Annotated in this window: 14 protein-coding genes; 6 read left to right on the plus strand and 8 right to left on the minus strand. The window is 55.5% G+C overall.

Annotated elements, in window-relative coordinates; translation table 11 throughout:
* The first annotated feature begins 209 nt into the window (after positions 1-209).
* Positions 210-2,048 (plus strand): arylsulfatase, encoded by a 1,839-nt coding sequence (locus Poly59_RS22970; RefSeq protein ID WP_146536440.1) that lies wholly within the window; start codon positions 210-212, stop codon positions 2,046-2,048.
* A gap of 163 nt (positions 2,049-2,211) precedes the next feature.
* Entirely contained in the window at positions 2,212-3,093 is an 882-nt protein-coding gene (locus Poly59_RS22975; protein WP_146536441.1) for a serine/threonine-protein kinase, read from the plus strand.
* 64 nt (positions 3,094-3,157) lie between these two features.
* Here the strand turns inward: Poly59_RS22975 and hemG are convergent, their stop codons facing one another.
* Complete coding sequence (gene hemG, locus Poly59_RS22980; RefSeq protein ID WP_146536442.1) at positions 3,158-4,567, minus strand: protoporphyrinogen oxidase; 1,410 nt, start codon at positions 4,565-4,567, stop codon at positions 3,158-3,160.
* A 151-nt stretch (positions 4,568-4,718) separates the two neighbouring features.
* On the minus strand, positions 4,719-6,047 hold the full coding sequence (locus tag Poly59_RS22985) for a hypothetical protein (RefSeq protein ID WP_146536443.1): 1,329 nt from the start codon (positions 6,045-6,047) through the stop codon (positions 4,719-4,721).
* A 246-nt stretch (positions 6,048-6,293) separates the two neighbouring features.
* On the opposite strand from Poly59_RS22985, the gene Poly59_RS22990 reads away from it, so the two are divergent.
* Together Poly59_RS22990 and Poly59_RS22995 are read left to right on the plus strand one after the other, a co-directional pair.
* Positions 6,294-7,262, plus strand: a complete 969-nt coding sequence (locus tag Poly59_RS22990) for a ferredoxin--NADP reductase (RefSeq protein WP_246151874.1) — start codon at positions 6,294-6,296, stop codon at positions 7,260-7,262.
* A gap of 95 nt (positions 7,263-7,357) precedes the next feature.
* Positions 7,358-8,647 (plus strand): glucose-1-phosphate adenylyltransferase, encoded by a 1,290-nt coding sequence (locus Poly59_RS22995; protein WP_146536880.1) that lies wholly within the window; start codon positions 7,358-7,360, stop codon positions 8,645-8,647.
* A 93-nt stretch (positions 8,648-8,740) separates the two neighbouring features.
* Here the strand turns inward: Poly59_RS22995 and Poly59_RS23000 are convergent, their stop codons facing one another.
* Positions 8,741-10,939 (minus strand): preprotein translocase subunit SecA, encoded by a 2,199-nt coding sequence (locus tag Poly59_RS23000; RefSeq protein ID WP_146536444.1) that lies wholly within the window; start codon positions 10,937-10,939, stop codon positions 8,741-8,743.
* A gap of 261 nt (positions 10,940-11,200) precedes the next feature.
* Between Poly59_RS23000 and Poly59_RS23005 the strand changes: the two genes are divergently transcribed.
* A complete protein-coding gene (locus tag Poly59_RS23005) occupies positions 11,201-12,751 on the plus strand; it encodes a BBP7 family outer membrane beta-barrel protein (protein ID WP_146536445.1) in 1,551 nt (516 codons plus the stop codon).
* A 285-nt stretch (positions 12,752-13,036) separates the two neighbouring features.
* Here Poly59_RS23005 and Poly59_RS23010 read toward each other — a convergent pair whose 3' ends face one another.
* Together Poly59_RS23010 and Poly59_RS23015 are read right to left on the minus strand one after the other, a co-directional pair.
* Complete coding sequence (locus tag Poly59_RS23010) at positions 13,037-13,918, minus strand: hypothetical protein (RefSeq protein ID WP_146536446.1); 882 nt, start codon at positions 13,916-13,918, stop codon at positions 13,037-13,039.
* Between the two features lie 62 nt (positions 13,919-13,980).
* On the minus strand, positions 13,981-14,541 hold the full coding sequence (locus Poly59_RS23015) for a hypothetical protein (RefSeq protein WP_146536447.1): 561 nt from the start codon (positions 14,539-14,541) through the stop codon (positions 13,981-13,983).
* Positions 14,542-15,150: 609 nt separating this feature from the next.
* On the opposite strand from Poly59_RS23015, the gene Poly59_RS23020 reads away from it, so the two are divergent.
* Positions 15,151-16,038, plus strand: coding sequence for an aldo/keto reductase (locus Poly59_RS23020; RefSeq protein WP_146536448.1), 888 nt, complete (start codon positions 15,151-15,153; stop codon positions 16,036-16,038).
* A gap of 4 nt (positions 16,039-16,042) precedes the next feature.
* Here the strand turns inward: Poly59_RS23020 and Poly59_RS23025 are convergent, their stop codons facing one another.
* The 3 genes from Poly59_RS23025 to Poly59_RS23035 all read right to left on the minus strand — a co-directional run bounded on the left by Poly59_RS23025 (position 16,043) and on the right by Poly59_RS23035 (position 19,062).
* Entirely contained in the window at positions 16,043-17,356 is a 1,314-nt protein-coding gene (locus Poly59_RS23025) for an aminotransferase class V-fold PLP-dependent enzyme (RefSeq protein ID WP_146536449.1), read from the minus strand.
* Positions 17,353-17,817, minus strand: a complete 465-nt coding sequence (gene sufU / locus Poly59_RS23030; RefSeq protein WP_146536450.1) for a Fe-S cluster assembly sulfur transfer protein SufU — start codon at positions 17,815-17,817, stop codon at positions 17,353-17,355. Before sufU ends, Poly59_RS23025 begins: the two co-directional genes overlap by 4 nt.
* Before the next feature lie 174 nt (positions 17,818-17,991).
* Positions 17,992-19,062, minus strand: a complete 1,071-nt coding sequence (locus Poly59_RS23035) for a lipid-binding SYLF domain-containing protein (RefSeq protein WP_146536451.1) — start codon at positions 19,060-19,062, stop codon at positions 17,992-17,994.
* Positions 19,063-19,137 lie beyond the last annotated feature (75 nt).

Below are 19,137 nucleotides of genomic sequence, written 5' to 3' on the forward strand. Positions count from 1 at the left end.
CATCTTCCCTACGCGAAAAACTTTGCATTTCGCGAGAATTCTCTTGCAATTTGAACGTTCGTCGATTTCCGATTCCGCCTCGGCTCGATGTGTCAATCGGTAGACTTTGCCTGACAGAAAATGTTGAAGGAACGACTCGGTCGTGGAAAGCGAAACCGACGGTGATCACTTAGACTGGGGGTCTCGGAATTCATCCCCGGAGCCAACCCATGTTCATCTGCATTCCAAACACATCCAAGATTACTCGAACGCTCGCAGCACAAGTCATTGCTGTAGCGATTGCGATTGGTTTTGCGTCGAACGACTCGGCCAACGACATATTAGCGGTCGCGTCCGAGCACCACCCCAACGTCGTCGTGATTCTGACAGACGATCAGGGATGGGGTGATTTAAGTTTGAATGGCAACCCAAACCTTTCAACGCCCAACATCGATTCGCTTGCTCGCGATGGAGCCGAAGTCAAGAACTACTACGTTTGCGCCGTATGCTCACCCACGCGTGCCGAGCTCCTGACCGGGCGATACCACACTCGTAGCGGAGTCTACAGCACGTCATCGGGCGGCGAGCGGATCAACGCGGACGAGCAAACAATCGGCGACGTTTTCAAAACCGCCGGCTACGCCACCGCCGCGTTTGGAAAATGGCACAGCGGAATGCAGTATCCGTATCACCCAAATGCACGTGGATTCGACGAGTACTACGGTTTTTGCAGCGGACATTGGGGCGATTATTTCTCACCAATGCTTGAACACAACGGCGAGATCGTGACGGGCGAAGGATTCTTGGTTGACGACCTGACAAGTCATGCGATCGAGTTCATCGACGGCCATGTGAACGATCCGTTCTTTGTTTACTTGCCGTTCAATACGCCTCACGCCCCGATGCAGGTGCCAGATCCGTTTTGGGAAAAGTTCAAAGACAAGCCATTGGTTCCCGATCCGGATCCTAAAAATGCGAAAGCTCAAGACGACAACCACACTCGCGCGGCGCTGGCGATGTGCGAAAACATCGATTTCAACGTCGGCCGGTTGCTCAAGCACTTGGACGAGACCGGGTTGGCCAACAACACGCTCGTGGTTTTCTTTTGCGACAACGGGCCGAATGGCTACCGGTTCAATGGCGGGCTGCGTGGGCGAAAAGGATCGACGAATGAAGGTGGACTGCGGTCGCCGATGCTCGTTCGCTATCCGACGGCGATCAAGAAAGGAACCAAGGTCACGTCGATCATGGGCGCGATCGATTTGCTGCCTACGCTGGCGGAATTGACAAAAATCAAACTTCAGTCGCCCAAACCGCTGGACGGGCGTTCGATGGCCGCCGGACTGCTGGGCCAACCTGCCAACGACGATGAGATCGACGACCGAATGATCTTTTCGACTTGGAATGGTCGGCACAGCTTGCGGAGCAACCAGTATCGGATGCACGGCGACGGCAGCTTGTATGACATCCAAGACGATCGTGGCGAACACGTTGATTTACGAAACCGCGAGCCAGAGATCGCTAAACAGATGGGCGACGTGCTGGCCAGTTACGTTGCCGAACTGAATCCGAAGAATTCGAAGTCCAAGGAACGGCGTCCGATCACCCTCGGACATCCCGATGCCCAGTTCAATCAGATGCCGGCGCGAGATGCGATCGGCCACGGCGGCGTTGTTCACAGCAACAAGTTTCCCAATTGCACGTTCATGAAAAACTGGGTCGGCACCGACAGCTCGATCACGTGGGACGTAGATATTCTGGGCGAAGGCGACCACGAAGTCACGATGTATTACGCGTGCAAAAATGACGACGTGGGGTCCGTGATCGAACTGAGCCTGGGTGACGAAAAGCTGCAAGCGACGATCAGCGAAGCGAACGAAGTGCCGCTAAGAGGCATGGAGAACGACCGCGACCTGCGACCGGAAAGTTACGTCAAGGATTGGAAGCCGATGACGCTAGGAACGTTCCATTTGAAGCCCGGTCGCGGCACGTTGACGTTGAAGGCGATCGAGGCTGCCGGCGGTGAAGTGGCTGAAATGCGGCTGCTGATGTTTCGGAAGCTGCCTTAACGCGTCACTCTGTATCGATTGTTCCGGCTAGCACTGTCATCAGGTCGAGTGGAAAGGCATGGTGGTAACGAAAATGCTGGTGACGGCGTGACGGTCGTGACGATCTAGCGGGGTGTGGCGGTGAAGGTCACAGATATTGATTCCGCGTTTGAATGGGTTGCCCGTGGCTGTTTCGCTGAAAGTTCTTCGGAACGACGAAAGTACTCCTGCAACACTGCGGATCGGCAGTCGACTGGATAAGTACCGAATCTTACGACGTCTTGGCGAAGGTGGATTTGCGAATGTCTATGCGGCTCAGGACTTAGTCGAAGATCGAAAAGTTGCGTTGAAGATTCCGCACAACGAATTCGTCAGCAACACTCAATCGCTCGACGACCTGCAGCGGGAAGTCCGCATCATGTCTCGGCTACGACACCCCTCGATCCTGCCGCTGAAGGACGCTCGATTCATCGGCGGGCACTTTGTGATCACGTTTCCGCTAGGTGTTGAAACGCTTGGCGACCGCATGACACGGCGGATTTCGCGACAAACGGCGATGGATTACGCCGTCCAAATGATTAGCGCCGTCGCTTATGCACACGAAAACTCGGTACTGCATCGCGACATCAAGCCCGAAAACTTCGTGCTGTTCCCCGATCAAGTGATCCAGTTGACCGACTTTGGATTAGCCCGCATCGAGAAGGGTGATCACGATATCTCGGGATCAGGCACGCTTGGATACATTTCGCCAGAACAGGCGATGGGCAAGCCGACGTACCGCAGTGATGTGTTTTCACTCGGACTGGTGATCTATCGATTGTTCTCGGGAGCCATCCCCGAATATCCATTCGATTCGCTGCCAAGCTACAACCGACTGCGACGCGGCCTATCAAAAGACTTTGTCGATTTGATTCGAAAAGCGATCGAACCAGCGCCCACCAAACGCTTTCGCGATGGAGTCGCGATGCACAATGCGTTGATGAAAATTCGTTTCCCGATGACCGACCGATCGGTAACATTGCGCAGCACCACCAACGCAGATGGATACACACGGCGAGTAGCGTAGCGAGTCAACCACTTTGCGATTCAGCTCGCGATATCCATTGATTTCTTCGCGTTCTGCACAACCGTCACAGCGAGACTCCGCCGGCCGCTCGAATGACTGGGGCGATACCGACGCCGCCTAAGCCATTGTTGATTAGGCTAAGACCTGGAACTTGGGCGATCGAGTCTTCGATCTGTTTCACGCGTTGTTTGTGCCCAACATGGTATTGGGGCATCGCGTGATTCCACCGAACCACGCGTGTGACGACGGGCTCGCCTTGCAGACCGATCAAGTCTGCGAGTTCTTGCCGCACGATTTTGACGAGGCTCGCGTCATCTTGTTCCAGCAACTCGGGTTGCATCGCGCCGCCCATGAAGACGCGGATCAGCACATGCCCGTCGGGCGCTCGTCCGGCAAACTTGTGACTTGCAAAACTGCCGGCCAGAATCTTGCGGTTCTCGGAAAGCGGCACCACAAAACCAAAAGTGTTGATGTCCGCTCGGATGTCAGACTTCTTTACGCCCAAGACGACGATCGCCGCCGATGCCGATTCGATTGCGGCGAGTTGTTCGGACGCGACCGGTGCGATTTCGGCAAGTAATTTTGAAGCGGGCGCGGGTGGCGCCGCGACCACGACATGGTCGAACGCTTCGGTTTCACCGCCAGCGGTGTTGACGTTCCAAAGTTCGTTTTGTCGCACGATGCTGCCCACCGGCGTATTGGTTCGAATCGAACCAGCCGGCAAGGAATCGGCCAGCGTTTGGATCAGCCGGATCATGCCGCCGCGGAACGCTCGAAATTGGCCATAGCGAGCTCCGGTGCTGCCGCGTTCGACCGAGTCTTCGCCACTGCGCCGTCGCGCCACGGTTGCTCGCGCTAGCGATCCGTACTTTTGCTCCATTTCGGCGATCGGCCCCATCGTCGCGCGCATGCTAAGTTTGGTGATGTCGGCGGTGTAGATCCCAGCCGATAGCGGCGCGACAATTCGGTCGAGCACCTCGTTGCCCATGCGACGGCGCACAAACGAATCAATCGACTCGTCGAACCCGTCACCCGCACTTTGCTTGTCCGCCGACACAAACCGTTCAGCCAAAAACCGCAGCTTTCCCAGCGGCGTCAACAGCGGCGTCTTGAGCATCGGCCATAACTTGGTCGCCCGCATCAGAACAAACCCGTCGGGAATCGGCATCAGTTTCCCATGCCGAACGATCCTGGCACCGCGCCCGTCGGGCAACGGCTCGATCAACTGATCTTCGACACCCAGTTTTTGACACAACTGCAACGCATGGGGCGGGTTGGTTGCGAACATGTCAGCACCATGATCGATCAAAAAACCGTCCGCTGTTTCCGTATGAATGACTCCGCCGACTCGTTCGCCGGCTTCGAAAACAGTTAGCTTGATGCCGGGGTGAGCCAAACGAAGTTGGGCGGCTGTCGCTAAACCAGAAAGGCCGCCACCAATAACGGCGACGCGAGTATCGATGCAATCAGACACAGAGAAAAACGTCAAAAACAAGGGAACGGGTAGGAGCGAACAAGCAGTTTGACGGCTTGTTGCCAGAGTCACCAGACTGCCTATCTATTTTGACGAAACCGAAAAAACTGCAAAGCGATTCCGGTTAGAAACCTAAGCTCACCCAGTCTTTTTAATTTTGCGACTGGTCGTCGTAATCGCTGCCGCCATCCATCCCCGAGTACTCATCCATCCCGGAATAGTCATCCATCCCCGAGTAATCATCCATGCCCGAATAGCCATCATATCCATTTCCACTGTTCGGCGACTTACCGGTAAGGCTAAAGCGTTTGCCGATCATGTTGCCGAAACCAGCCAACGCCGTTTCCATCATCGCAGCGCCGCTAAAAATCGACTCCATCGCGCCGTGATACTGGTCGGCGGTCGTGGACGCCATCATTGGCCCCGAGAAAGATCCGACCATGGTCGCGAACCCAGTGACGGCGGGAAACAGATCGCTGCCCGTGCTTTCCGAGATCGTCGCTTTTGCCGATTCAACGGACTTTGCCCACGAATCGGCCATGGATTTAGGAACCCAGAACCCGTCAATCTTGGTAAACGTTACTCTGGATTTTCGGCCGTCTATTTCGATCGAGACAACGGCTGTGTCTTCTTTTTCAGATTCGACTGTCACAGTTCGCCCCGAGCGGCCGTTATAGCTGAACAACTGGGCGACGAAGGGCGCGATCGCGGCATCCAAATCCGCTACGCACTTTTCGACGGGCGTGGTTCGCAATTTCTCTAGACTGATCACGTCGGGTGACAATCCGATCCGCAGCGCACCCGCGGTGGTCAGCACTTCTTCGGCCATCGAGTCGAACGCGTCGGGTGGCAGTTGTTTGACACGCGGGCTGGATAGAAACCAACGCTGCTTCGTGACGATCGCTTCGCCGAGTTGCTGTAACTTTCCGATCGACGCGTCCCATGTGGTCTCGTCCGATTTTTCGGCGGCCAACTTAACGATGTCGTTGATGTCGTTGCGATAGGTCAACGGCAGCGAATCGTAGATGGCTCTGACATGCCCATCGCGAACCAGCGTTTCGATTTGATCCAAGAATGCGCCGATGGCCAGGTCGGTTTTTGGCGTCGTGTACGCAGGCGCTGCCGGCGGCATCGGCAACGGGTTCGGCGCTGGCGCCGCCGCTTCGGTGGCGCGGCCCTGCAATTCGCCGATGCGAGTACCGCGATTCTTCTGCCAATCGCGAGCAAGATCCTGTGCCTGAATGCGGCTCTCGCTGCGAAGCGCGTCCAACTTCACACTGATCCGTTTGCCGTTGAGCATTTCCAAAATCACGCTATCGCCCCAAAGCCCAACCATTCGGGCTTCGATCGTGCGAGTCCCTCGCAGGTCGGTCCAAGATTCAGCGCAAGCGGTTTCGGCACAGAATCCGATTCCCAAAAAGGTGATCAACGTAGCCGCAGCAAGGGGCATGAAACGGGCGGGCATAGCAGTATTTGACATAACTGGTGATTGATTGGGCTGGCTGATTAAACAGATTGTTCGAAGCTCAGGGTTTTTAGGGCGTCCATTTCAACAAAATGACGCTCTTACGATCCATAGCCTCCCGCACAAACCATTATATTGAGAATAGCGGCACGAAGGCGGTGATCCTGGGACATTTAACTTGGACTTTTAGCCAAGTCTAACCATCGCAGCGGACAGTGTCGTCCAAGGAAGTGACTCGGACCACGCAGTGAGGAAGAAAACGTGAGCGAAGCGACCGATGCAAGCGAACTGGCTGCCGACGAGGCCGAAGCGTTACGGGAGAAGTATTACAACGCGACTGTGATCGAGCGAATCGACATTCACGATGATTTGGCACGTTTTCGGATTCGCCCGGACACTCCCGTCGAACCATTTGAGCCAGGACAATACGTCGCGATCGGGATGGGCAACTGGGAACCGCGACTTGAGGGGACTCAGGTCGAAGTGGTGTCCGAGAGCAAGCTGCGAAAACTTGGCCGCCGCGCGTACTCGATTTCTTGTCCGATGCTAAATCCGGCCGGCAAGGTCGCGCCGGTAGACTCGATCGACTACTTAGAGTTTTACGTCACGCTGGTCCGGCGAGCGGATGGCGAAGGTAAGAAGCCGCCCGTTTTGACACCGCGACTGTTCCTGCTTGGCCCCGGCGGGCGACTGGAATTGCAACGCAAGATCACCGGTCATTATGTGCTAGGCGAGATCGATCCGGACGACACCGTCTTGATGTTGGGGACCGGCACAGGCGAGGCTCCGCACAACGCGATGTCGGCGCACTTGTTGGCTAGCGGTCATCGCGGCAAGATCGTCAACGTGACCAGCGTTCGCAAACGTTGCGACTTGGGGTACGCCAAAGAACACGCCGAACTGATGACACAGTACGCCAACTATCGATATCTCTGTTTCACAACGCGCGACCCGGAAAACCTCGATCCGGCACATCCGAATTTTGTCGGCAAACAGTATCTGCAAGCGTTGTTCACGTCTGGAAAATTGGCTGAACTTGCGGGCGATCCCCTGTCGCCATCGAACACGCACGTGTTTCTGTGTGGGAATCCAGCAATGATTGGATACGTCCCGCCGGGCGCTGAACCACCGTCCACACCGGGCATGTTGCAGGTACTTATTGACGCAGGATTTACGGATGATCACGACTACAGCGGCGCCGGTGCTATCCGTTTCGAAAAGTATTGGTGAGGATACCGGCCGGATGGTTTCAGCCGGCGTGGGCCTCCGCTACAACAGCTAAACAACGCGAATTATTTCAACACGAAGCACTTCAAGCGAAAACGATAATCATGGATCTCTCAAATACGATTGCTTTGATTCTTGGCGGCGGACGGGGCACGCGTTTGTTCCCTTTGACAAAGATCCGTGCTAAACCAGCGGTTCCGTTGGCGGCAAAGTATCGTTTGATCGACATCCCGATCAGTAACTGCATCAACAGCGGGCTGAACCGCGCCTATGTCTTGACCCAGTTCTTGTCGGAAAGTCTGCACCGGCACTTGCGGCAAACCTATACGTTCGATCACTTCAGCGGCGGCTTTGTCGAATTGCTTGCTGCCCAGCAAACCGTTGACGAAGGTACCGATTGGTACCAGGGAACAGCCGACGCGGTGCGCAAGAACTTGGTCCATTTGGAAGAAGACTGGATCAAGCACGTTTTGATTCTGTCCGGTGACCAACTTTACCGGATGGACTTTCGCGAGATGATGAAGACGCACATCGAATCGGGCGCAGCGGCGACGATTGCCGGCATCCCAGTCAACCGAGAAGACGCGTCGGCGCTGGGTATCATGCAGGTCGATGACGACGGACGGGTGCAAGGCTTTATCGAAAAACCAAAAACCGAAGAAGAACTAGCCAAAGTTCGTATGGATCCAGCTTGGATCGACGCTCGTGGTATCCCCAGCCATGGCCGCGATTGTTTGGCCAGCATGGGTTTGTACATCTTCAACAAAGACGTGATGGTGGACTTGCTGCGCAGCACCGATCACGAAGACTTTGGCAAAGAAGTGTTCCCCGAGGCACTGAAGTCGCACAAGGTTCAAGTGCACCTGTTCGATGGTTATTGGGAAGACATCGGTACGATCCGCGCGTTCTACGAAGCGAACTTATCGCTGGCCGGCAAGAACCCGCCGTTCGATATCCGAAATCGCCAGGCTCCGATCTACAGCCGGCCAAGATTCCTGCCCCCGACCATCATGGGCGACACCAAGATTACCGGTAGCTTGATCGCCGACGGTTGCCGCATTGGCGATAATGTCACGATCGAAAACAGTGTGATCGGTTTGCGAACCGTGATTGGTGACAACGTTACGATCAAAGATTGCGTCGTGATGGGTGCCGACCACATCGAGGATGCTGGCCCGCAAGCCAACGGCGCCGTGCCCACTGGAATCGGTGATGGTTCAACGATCGTTGGAACAATCTTGGACAAGAATTGTCGGATCGGCCAGAACGTGAAGATCGTCAACGAGAAGGGCATCGAAAACCAAGGCGAAGACGAACCGTTGCAAGTTCGCGACGGCATCCCGATCGTGATCAAGAACGCCACGATCGAAGACGGCTTCGTGATGTAAAGTCAATTCGCAGGGTGTGTACCGCGTGTTTCATCAACTGCTTTGCAGTTGATATCCCGGGTGCGAAGTCGCGGGTCCACAAGGCGGGGCCCGTTAGTCTGGCGTGTCCAAGTACGGATCTTGGCCGATTTCACGCTGCATTTTCTTGCGTTCTTTTTCGTGGTGCATCAGCACCATGCGGTCCCGAAAGTGCCGCTTCTCGACTTTCAATTGCGCCTTGCGGAACAGTTTGGCCAGGCGGTCGACAGATCCGCCGGTGGCGGCGCCCTGAGTCTTTAAACGCTCGGACTTCTTAACGCCCAACCCTGTTTTCAAGATGTCGTCGTCAAGCGACAAGTACTGGCGGTACGAACCGCTGTCACCTTGTCGACCACAACGACCAATCAATTGTCGGTCAATTCGCGCCGCGTCGTGCAGTTCGGTACAGATCACGTGCATGCCGCCTAGCTTTTCGACGCCGTCGGACAGCTTGATGTCGGTGCCGCGTCCGGCCATGTTCGTTGCCACCGTGACTCGGCCGGTTCCGCCTGCCGCGGCGACAATTTCCGCTTCTTGTTCGACGTTGTTGGCGTTCAGAACTTTGTGTTCGATGCCAAGTTCGTTCAACATCCGCGACAGCAGCTCACTTTTATCGATCGACCGTGTCCCGATCAAAATCGGTCGTCCGGTCGCGTGAATTTCTTTGATTTCTTCGACAATTGCCTGAAACTTGCGTTCCATCGTGCCGAACACGCGGTCCTTCAACCGCGCCCGACGAGGCGGCTTGTTCGTCGGTACTCGCAGTACCGGCGTACGATAGATCCGTCGCAGCTCGCTAGCGCTGGTGGCCGCCGTCCCGGTCATTCCGGCCAAGTGCGGATATCGCAGAAACAAATCCTGGACCGTGATCCGAGCCGCTTGGCCCGTCGGAACGCTGATCTCGATGTTTTCCTTTGATTCAATTGCTTGGTGAATCCCGTCACGCCATTTTCGGCCTTCGGCCAACCGCCCGGTAAATTCGTCCACAATCACGATCTCGTCCTCGCCCTTATCGCCAGGCCGGACGACGTATTGGCGGTCAAGCAAAAATTCGCGGTGCACTTTGATCGCCCGCTCGGTGTATTCGTACAAATCGACCAACCCCATCGTGCGAACGAGATCGGATTTTGGCAGCGCACGGACCTTTTGCCGGCCGCGTGACGTCAATTCGTACTGTTTCGTATCTGGATGGATCGTAAAGTGATCGTCCAGCTCGTATTCGGTCGCCGTGTCAGACGCCCAGCGATACGTTTCGACGATCTGGTCGCGAACATTATCTTCGATACTGCCAATGATCAGCGGCGTACGCGCTTCGTCGATCAGAATACTGTCAGCCTCGTCGACCAAGCAAAAGTGCATGCCTCGCATCACGATTTCGTCGCCGCCGCCGCCAAACCCGGCACCTCCGTCGCCCAACATCTCTGTTTGCAGTCGGTTCTGAGCACGCAGCAACAATCGGTCACGCAGGAAATCAAAGCCGAATTCCTTGGCGGTACCGTAAGTAATCGCCGCAGCATAAGACTTTCGCCGCGACGTTTGGTCGTCGGGCGTTTGGATGATGCCGACGTCAACGCCCAACATCGCAAACAACGGCTGCATCCACTCGGCATCCCGTTTGGCCAAGTAATCGTTCACCGTCGCCAAATGCGCGCCCTTGCCGGTCAACGAGTGAAGATAAAGGGGCAACGTCGCGGTCAACGTCTTACCTTCGCCCGTCTGCATCTCGGCAACGTAACCTTCGAACAGGGCAATGCCGCCGATGATCTGTACGTCGTAATGCCGCATCGAAAGTGCCCGGCGGCCGGCTTCGCGAGTCAGCGCATAGGCTTCGGGAAGCAGCGTCGCCAGTTTTTCGCCAGCCATCGCTCGATATCGAATTGCTAGCGAGCGTTTGCGAAGTTCGGTATCCGGCTCGGCCTTTAGCGTCGACTCGAGTGCGTTGACTTGCGCCAGTTGCCGCTTCCACCGGATCAGCTGCGGGCGAAATCCTTGACGCGAGACCACGGACAACGTCTTACCCGAGTCATTGCCCCGTCGTTTGTTAGCCTCGTCGTCAGACGAAGGGGCCGGCGGAGGTGCACCCGGCGGCAAACTGGATTCGGTCGCGACGGATTCGATGATGTCAGTGATTTCGCCGGAGTCCAAGATTTCACCGGTGTCTTCGCCGAGGTCTGCACCGGTCCCCGCAAGCTGCGGATCGATTTGCGGATCAACCTGAGGATCGGCAGAGTTTGGGTGCGTGGGGTTCTCGGAGTTCGTATTTCCGGCCGACATCGGTACTACTTCGTCAAAAAACGTTGAAAAGATTGGGCACGACGAGGGTCAAAACACCCCTCAATAGGGATCAATCGCCGTGAAACATGCATTCTAGTGCATCGTTTTGAGATGCTAGGCAAACTTTGACGCTTTCGTCCGTCAAGTTGGGCAACTTGGAGCAGGTGTTCGGCCTCTGAGGACAGTGCTGCATATACCAGTGAATCCAGTCGATTGCCTTATACCAGTCAATCAGTGTTCCCGGACTGTACGAGACGTTTTATGAAAACTAATTTGAAGAAGCTGGCCCTCACAGCAATGTTGCTTTCTGGCACCAGCATGGCAATGGCAGATAATGGTAGTTCGACAATCGGAGATCTTCCCGGATACGGCGAAGATGCTTACTTCGGTGAAGACGCAGCCTACTCTGACACTACAGAAATTTATGACAGCGAAGACGCTGCCTATCAAGATGAATCCTACGACGACGGCGTCGTAGCCCCGGTTGCTCACAGCGAGCGTTCGGTCATCGCACGAGCACCTCGTCGTCGATCGGTTCAAACACCGGCCCATGCGACCGCTTACGCACCCGTCCAAGCATCGCAAATGCAAACGGCTTCGTTCAGCGGCGACTGCGGTTGCGAGTCTGGCAACTGCGGCGGCGGATGCGGCGTTGAAATGCAATACACCATGGGTGCTAGCTGCGGCTGCGAAACGCCGAACTGCGATGGCGGCTGTGGCGGATGCGGCACTGCAGGTCGAATGACGAACCTGTTCAACACTTGCGACAGCAACGCTTGGGCGTCGCTCGAAGCACTGTTGTGGTTCGCCCAACCACGTGACCTTGCACCGCTGGTACTAGGATCGGATCCTGGCACTTTGCCGGTTCTTGGCCAGCCTGGCAACGTCCGAACCTTGTTCGGTGGCGAAGGCGAAACGGAACTGTCGGCCGGCTTCCGAGTCGACGGCGGATTCTGGTTGAGCGATCATGTCGGTGTCGGCGGACGTTTCTGGATGCTTGACGAAAGCGGCAGCGACTTCAGCTACAGCGGCAACGGCAGCGACCAATCGGTCGGCCGTTCGTACTTCAACACCAGCCCAGGTGCGGTTGGCGAAGACGCTTTGTTGGTCGCTCAACAAGGCATCTTCCAAGGCAACCTGCAAGCCGAAAGCTCGTTGGACATCATGGCTGCGGAAGCTTACGCTCGCCTGCGTTTCGGAAGTGGCAAGCATTGCAACCTCGACTTCATCGGTGGCTACTCGCACTTTGAAATCGACGACACGCTTAGCATCAACAGCACGACGATCAACACCGCTGCATCGGGTGGCAACCCAATCGGCACCATCCGTACGTTCTCGGACCGCTTCGGTGGCGAAAACGAATTCAATGGTGGTCAACTTGGTTTCGACATGATCATGCATCGTGGTTGCTGGACCGTCAGCTCGCTGACCAAGGTTCACTTGGGCAACATGGATCAACGATTCACCGCAGCAGGTAACTACACTCGCCAGATTCCTGGTGGAGCAGTCACCGGCGGCAGCGGCGGCGTCTTGGCCAGCTCGACAGCGATGGATGTAGAACGCAGCGTGTTTGCTTTCGCACCAGAAGCCAACTTCAAGATTGGATACAACTTCCGTCCGAACGTGGCTCTGACCGTCGGCTACAGCTTCATCTACTTCGATAACCTTGCTCTTGCTGGCGACGCGGTCAACCGCAGCGTCCAAGGCAACACGATCGGAACAGGCAACTCCGGTGCCAACCCCATCTTCGACTTCAACGATTCGAGCTTGTGGGTTCACGGCATCGACCTAGGCGTCGCAATCAACTTCTAAGCGGCGAATTTCGTCCGGCGGCTCCGACTTCGATAAGCAGTCCGGAACACCGCTTTGGAGTCGCCAATTGGCGAAGCAACGACCGAAAGCTCGGTGGGTTCATCCCACCGAGCTTTTTTTGTTTGCCCAGTGAGCACAAGTATCTGCCAACCGTACACCGACATTCCTTTTGCAATCCAAAGCTCGGCGGAATATCGCGACAGCCATCCACGCGATGGAGAAGAACGACAGCAACGTGATGCCCTGACGGTCATTGCATTCAACATATTGAAAGCCGATCCTGCTTTAGTTCGAGGCACCGCTTTCTTCACGATCACTGGGACCTTCCGCAAATAGGATGACCTGCATAGCCAATTCTTGATCCGATTTTGGAAAGCGTTCAATCGCTTTTTCCATAGGCTCGTCCTCCTCAAGAAAGTCACAAGCTTCAAGAAACAATCGCAGCTGTTGTCGGTCAAAAACAAGCAACCCTTTGAAGAACTCTTCGGCGATACTCGGGTCTTTGACAGGTCCGCGTTCGCTTTCTAGCGAGGTTTGGAATGCACGTTGAATTCGCTGTCCCGACGCAGCAGATTTTTTCTGTTGTTCTTCAGACAGCGAAAGGTAGTTAGAAACGATCTCGACGGACGTAGCGTTCAACCTAAGTCTCGCGATTAACCGACTTGCGATGTCCACTCGCTGTTCTTTGCCAAGCTTTGGCGAGAGCTCATCCCAAAACTCCGTACTCAGCTGAGCTTCCCGCTTTGCAATAACTGCCAGATCTTTCTTGTTGAGGGAATTTTCTTCACCTTGATAACGGGCGAACACATCGTCATCACGACGCGATCCAGTGCGGTTTGTGTACATGCGGTCAATCTCAGCAACTGGAAGAATCTTCTTTTCAACCAGCAGTGCTTTAAGCTCAACCGCAGGATTTAGCTCTGGACTCGCCAGATAAAGACGCCCACGCTGGCCACGCCAGTCGACGCGCCGTTGAATCGGTTTCCTTGGAACATTGGTAGCATCCCCGCCACTCTCCCGCATCATGCGTTCCAGCAAAAAGGATGAAGGCAGGGGGTACTCAACATCATCGTCTGCATGCACCGCACATTCAAAAGCAAAGTTCGGACAGATCCAACTGGTGAACAGGAGCAGACGTAGTAATTCCTTTTGAAAAGACAAATACATATTTATAACCGTATGGGAATTCGGAGATTCTGTTCGATGGAGCACTAGTCGTCGAACAACGTTCAGGGCACGTAGACGGTGAAATTACTGTTGGTCGCGGCGGTAAATATCCAACCCGTTCCGTTTACGATGTAGTCGACGGTGTAAGCACCCGAATACGGGTCATAGAAGGAGCGGCGTAAAGCGTACACACCCGTGTAAGACTTTTCTTGAACCCACTTCGTTTTCGTACCAGCTTCCCACATAGAAGAATCAGGGTAGACACCATTACCATAAGCCTCAACAACATCAGGAGCCTTAACAAGCGTCACGTTAGTGGCGCCATTCGCGAGTGCCCCAGACGTCCCTCCACTATACGTCGCACTGACTGTTACTCTGCCGAGCAGCACATTGTACTCGTCGTACACATCATCAACTCTAACGTCTGGGCTAACAGTACTGGATAGGTTGAAGGTTGAATCGTGCGTGAACTCAGTGTCGAAGTCTGCTTGATAGTAAATTGGGTTGAAAACCAAAGAAGGAAAGGCTGGCCCATAAGATGCAGACTGAGCATTCACATTAGTTGAAGCGACGATCGTTACGACAAGCAAGAAAACAGCAAAATTCGCAGATTCATAGGACATAACCCAGGGTTGAGAGTTAAGAACGCAGTCCACTTGACGAGAACGTAAAAACAAAGGCACCACAGCCGATCGGAATCATCACGATGAGAGAAATCGAACTTCAGGCCCCGAAAGCCTTAAGGACGCCTCGATGACCACCAACCAAAACAACTCGCGTTCGCCGTCCCCAACAGAGGGGGTCAAGCAAGAGAACTGACCCTAGCACACCGTGTGCAAGGATACAAGTTGACGAACAAGAAATTTGGGAATCAATCACGCCGGGAAGACTCCAGGCTCGATTGACGACTCCGCCGACAAGACCGGGCGAGCGATAATTCACCTGCGTCGTCATCCAAGCGGCCCCTGCGGGCCACGTGATAATTTGCGACGTTGATTTGAATCGAAACGGTGCCCAAACGTCAGCCCACGGGTTGTTGTTTGCTTAGCGAAGCTGTGGGATGTTTGATTCGTGAAAATGAGCAACATTTGACTCAGCCGTCTTTACATTCTGCGAGGTACCGCAGCAACTGGCTCATGCTATTGGATCATCAGCGGATCGACCCGATTACAGCTAGGATCCAAAGTCTACCAATCACAACCACAGAACACCGAACGCCCGACTGACCTGCGATGAATTCGATCACCTTTGGACTCTGGCCCCTGGCGGGCGTTACGACCGTCGGAGTCACCGCGGACGATGCGGACGCCACGATGACAGCCATCATCGATGGCGGACTCACGGCTTTCGACACCGCGTTTAGTTACGGCTACGACGGCGAGAGTGATCAGTTGCTGGGGCGTTTCATCGGCAACGACCGAGACCGTTTTTCGGTCACCGGCAAAGTCGGACAGCGCTGGTCGGCGGATCACAAACGGATCGTCGATGGATCAGCGGCCACACTATGCGCCGACGCCGAAACGTCGCTCAAACGAATCGGCATCGAGCAGTTCGATGTGCTGATGCTGCATTCGCCGGACCCGAATGTCGAGATCGAAAAGTCGGCGGAAACGATGGGCGAGTTGTTGCACCGCGGCTTGACGAAGCGAGTCGGTGTTTGCAATGTCGACGCCGAACAACTACGTCGATTCTCCGGTGCAGTCGCATGCACCGCCGTGCAATGCCCGCTGAACCTACTGCAACGTGATTCGCTGGATGACTTCATTCCCGAGGCCATGAAACTTGGCTGTGAAGTGCATGTGTTTTGGGCGCTGATGAAAGGGTTGTTGGCGGGAAAAATTAGCCGCGACCATCAGTTCGCCGAAGGCGACAGCCGCCCTGGCTATGAAGTCTTTCAAGGCGCCGCTCGCCAGCACGCTCACGATGTGATCGATCAAATGAAGTTGATCGCCGAGTCGACCGGCAAAACGATCGCACAACTGTCCATCGGCTGGGCTGCGTCCCAGCCTGGTGTGAGTTCCGCCTTGGTCGGTGCTCGGCGCCCCGAACAGGCACAAGAAATCGCAGCCACCACGCGACTTAGCCCGGACGTACTTGCCGCGCTGGATGCGTTGATCTAGCGGATCAGGTTCTTGGGCGGCGTTTTCGTCCTGAGGGCGCGAACTTTGATTGCACTTCGATCACTGCGTCAACGAAACGATCGGCTTCTTCGATCGTGTTGTAAAAATAGAAACTCGCTCGTGCCGTCGCGGACAACTTCAAGAAATGATGCAGCGGCATCGTACAGTGGTGCCCCGCACGGACGGCGACGCCAGCCGAATCGAGTTGCTGGGACACGTCATGCGCGTGAACGCCCGGCAAGTGGATGCTGATGATTCCGTTTTTTTGGTTCGGTACAGCGCCCGCCACCGGACCGACGATCTGCACTCCGGTGATCTCTCGCAGCCGCGACTCGGCATGTTCGCTGAGCGCATGTTCGTGCGCGGCGATGCGATCGAGTCCAACCTCGGTGATGTACTTCACAGCCGCCGCTAGCCCGATGGCTTCGACGATCGGTGGCGTGCCGGCTTCGAACTTTTCGGGCAGCCCCGCGCACGTGAATCCTGTTGTGGTGACATCGTGAATCATTCCGCCGCCACCTAAAAACGGCGGCATCGCTTCAAGCAACGCTTCCTTGCCATACAACACGCCAATCCCGGTCGGGCCACAGACCTTGTGACCACTAAACGCAACGAAATCAGCGTTCCACTGCTGGACGTCGACGACTTGATGCGGCGCAGCTTGGGCTGCGTCGACCAGTACCGTCGCGCCATGATCGTGAGCAAGTTTTGTCCAGCGTTGGACGGGGAAGATCGTGCCCAACGTGTTGCTGGCGGCTGTGAAGGCAAACAGTTTCGGTCGCAGCCGATCAAGCGCCTCCACCATGACTTCGTCATCGATCGTGAACCCGTCATTGATGGGCAGAAACTCGACTCGGCATCCGGTCCGCGCCGCCAATTGGTGCCACGGAACAATGTTGGCGTGGTGTTCGGCGATCGTGACTAAAACGACATCGCCGGCGGCGACGTTGGCGTCACCCCATGATCGCGCGACCGTGTTGATCGACGCGGTTGCGCCAGCGGTGAAAATGACTTCGCGTGGTCGCTTGGCATTTAAAAACTGAGCCACGGTAACGCGGGCTTGTTCGAATGCCGCCGTCGACTCCTCGCTCAGCGTGTGAATACCGCGATGCACGTTCGCATAATACGAACGATAACAGTCGCTCATCGCGTCGATGACTTGTGTCGGTCGCTGAGTGCTGGCGGCGTTGTCCAGAAAAGCGAGCGGCGCACCGCTGGCGGCTTGACGATCCAAAATGGGAAAGTCAGAGCGATAGACGGCAGGATCAAACGCAGCCGCCGACTGCGAAGCGGCTACCGTCACGATTCTTCGCGTCATGATTCTTCACTGAGACTGGGGCCGCCAAAATTTGCGTTGCCATCATCATCGCCTTCTTCGCCATTGGTTTCCTCGCTGGCGCTGCCGACTGGCGAATGGACCGCGGTCTGCAGAACTCGCCACGACAACAAGCAGCACTTTTGACGGTTCGGGGTCAACTTTGGTCCGAACAATTCGAGCATATCGGTGGCCGAAAACTGGTTGACCTCTTCCAGCGTCTTGCCTTCGATCTTTTCGATCAACATCGACGCCGACGCTTGACTGATGACACAACCGGCACCGCTGAACCAGGCTTCTTCGATCCTGCCATCGTCTGACAATTTCAGATCGATGTGGATAACGTCGCCGCAGAGCGGGTTTTTTCCATCGTGAGCATGGGTAGCGTTATCGAATTCCCCTCGGTGATAGGGGTCTTCGTAATGATCGAGCACGTGTTCTTCGTAAATATCTTGTTCAGACATCGCTATCGAAATGGTCGGGTGAAACAAACGCGGAAGCCGCTGGCCGGCATTTAAGTCTACGTTTGTTGTCAAAAATAGGCAGCCCCTGCTAGCAAAAATAGGCAGCCTCAACCACGAAAAACAGGCAGGCCCAGGCTCAATTGAGACGCCAAATCAAACAAATCGCCAATCAAATCACTTCGGCGGCGGTGGCAGACGCAGCTCGGGGGCCGACGGCGAGAGGGCTTGCTGGTAGTGGTGCAGAAGTCCGTTAAGCGATTGAAATTCTGGACGAGCAGCCAGTTGGGCGTACTGTGGATTTCGCGACACTTCGTCGAATCGAGCGATCGTCGCCAGCAGAGTTTCAGGCGACGGATCGGTGCCACGAAGCATCTCGATCGGGATCCCCAAATACGACGTCCATTGATCGTCCAACAATGCGAACAGTTTCGGCGACAACTGGACGATCTGAGCCCGCAGGACATCCGTTTCGCGAGCAGACTGCTGTTGAACGATTGCCGCGTTCTGGTTGACCGGCGCGTCCGGTTGGGCATGACCAGCATAGGTTGCAACCGCCATCGTTAGTTGACCAGCACTCGGCGGCACCGTGACCGGGCCACCGGGAACGGCACTGGGGTAATACGCACCGGTCGCAAACTGGTCCACTTGAACCACTGATCCGTCGATCGATACACCCGCGAACAATCCACGGCTTCGTGAATACGTATAGATCTCGGCTTGCAATCTGCCGTCGGTGGCAACGGCCGTTTCGCGTCCGACTGGCCCGGCCGCAGCGGCGGCATCGGCACCGATCGTCAGTTTTCCGGACAACAATCCTTGGATACTGCGTTGGGTTTTAAAAACCAAGATGATGTCCGACGACTGAACGCCGATCTGCCATCCGATGTTCCCGCCGGTAAGGGTGATGAAGACCGGTGCATGCCAGACGCCATCAGGTTCGCGAACGAACAGCAGGCCACGGCCGCGTCGCGCGCCAACGATGAAGCTGCCTTTGATAACGTTGGGGATGATCGCAACACCGTAAGCATCGCTAAGCATCGACTCGGGAATGCGATTTCCAGGCGACTGCATCGCTTGGTTCAGCACCATGCCAGCGGATTGCACGACCATTTCTTCGGCTGAAACGACCGGCTGGGGCACCGTATTGGCCGGCTGGATTGTCACCTGAGCAGTGGCCGATGAAACTAACACCAGACCAATGAAAAAGGTCGGCGCCATCAGCAAAACGTGGTTCGTTCGATCCATCACACAGAATCCAAGAGTCAAATTGTTGTGCCGAGTTCGGCAGATATGGTCCGACAGTGTAAGTTTTTGTGCGCC

The sequence above is a fragment of the Rubripirellula reticaptiva genome (assembly GCF_007860175.1).
Taxonomy (GTDB): domain Bacteria; phylum Planctomycetota; class Planctomycetia; order Pirellulales; family Pirellulaceae; genus Rubripirellula; species Rubripirellula reticaptiva.

Coding starts and splice junctions, on each gene's coding strand:
- Poly59_RS23015 (WP_146536447.1), bottom strand. CDS start 14,541: ATGTCCTATGAATCTGCGAATTTTGCTGTTTTCTTGCTTGTCGTAACG.
- Poly59_RS23020 (WP_146536448.1), top strand. CDS start 15,151: ATGAATTCGATCACCTTTGGACTCTGGCCCCTGGCGGGCGTTACGACC.
- Poly59_RS23010 (WP_146536446.1), bottom strand. CDS start 13,918: ATGTATTTGTCTTTTCAAAAGGAATTACTACGTCTGCTCCTGTTCACC.
- Poly59_RS22970 (WP_146536440.1), top strand. CDS start 210: ATGTTCATCTGCATTCCAAACACATCCAAGATTACTCGAACGCTCGCA.
- sufU (WP_146536450.1), bottom strand. CDS start 17,817: ATGTCTGAACAAGATATTTACGAAGAACACGTGCTCGATCATTACGAA.
- Poly59_RS23025 (WP_146536449.1), bottom strand. CDS start 17,356: ATGACGCGAAGAATCGTGACGGTAGCCGCTTCGCAGTCGGCGGCTGCG.
- Poly59_RS23035 (WP_146536451.1), bottom strand. CDS start 19,062: ATGGATCGAACGAACCACGTTTTGCTGATGGCGCCGACCTTTTTCATT.
- Poly59_RS22985 (WP_146536443.1), bottom strand. CDS start 6,047: ATGTCAAATACTGCTATGCCCGCCCGTTTCATGCCCCTTGCTGCGGCT.
- Poly59_RS23000 (WP_146536444.1), bottom strand. CDS start 10,939: ATGTCGGCCGGAAATACGAACTCCGAGAACCCCACGCACCCAAACTCT.
- Poly59_RS23005 (WP_146536445.1), top strand. CDS start 11,201: ATGAAAACTAATTTGAAGAAGCTGGCCCTCACAGCAATGTTGCTTTCT.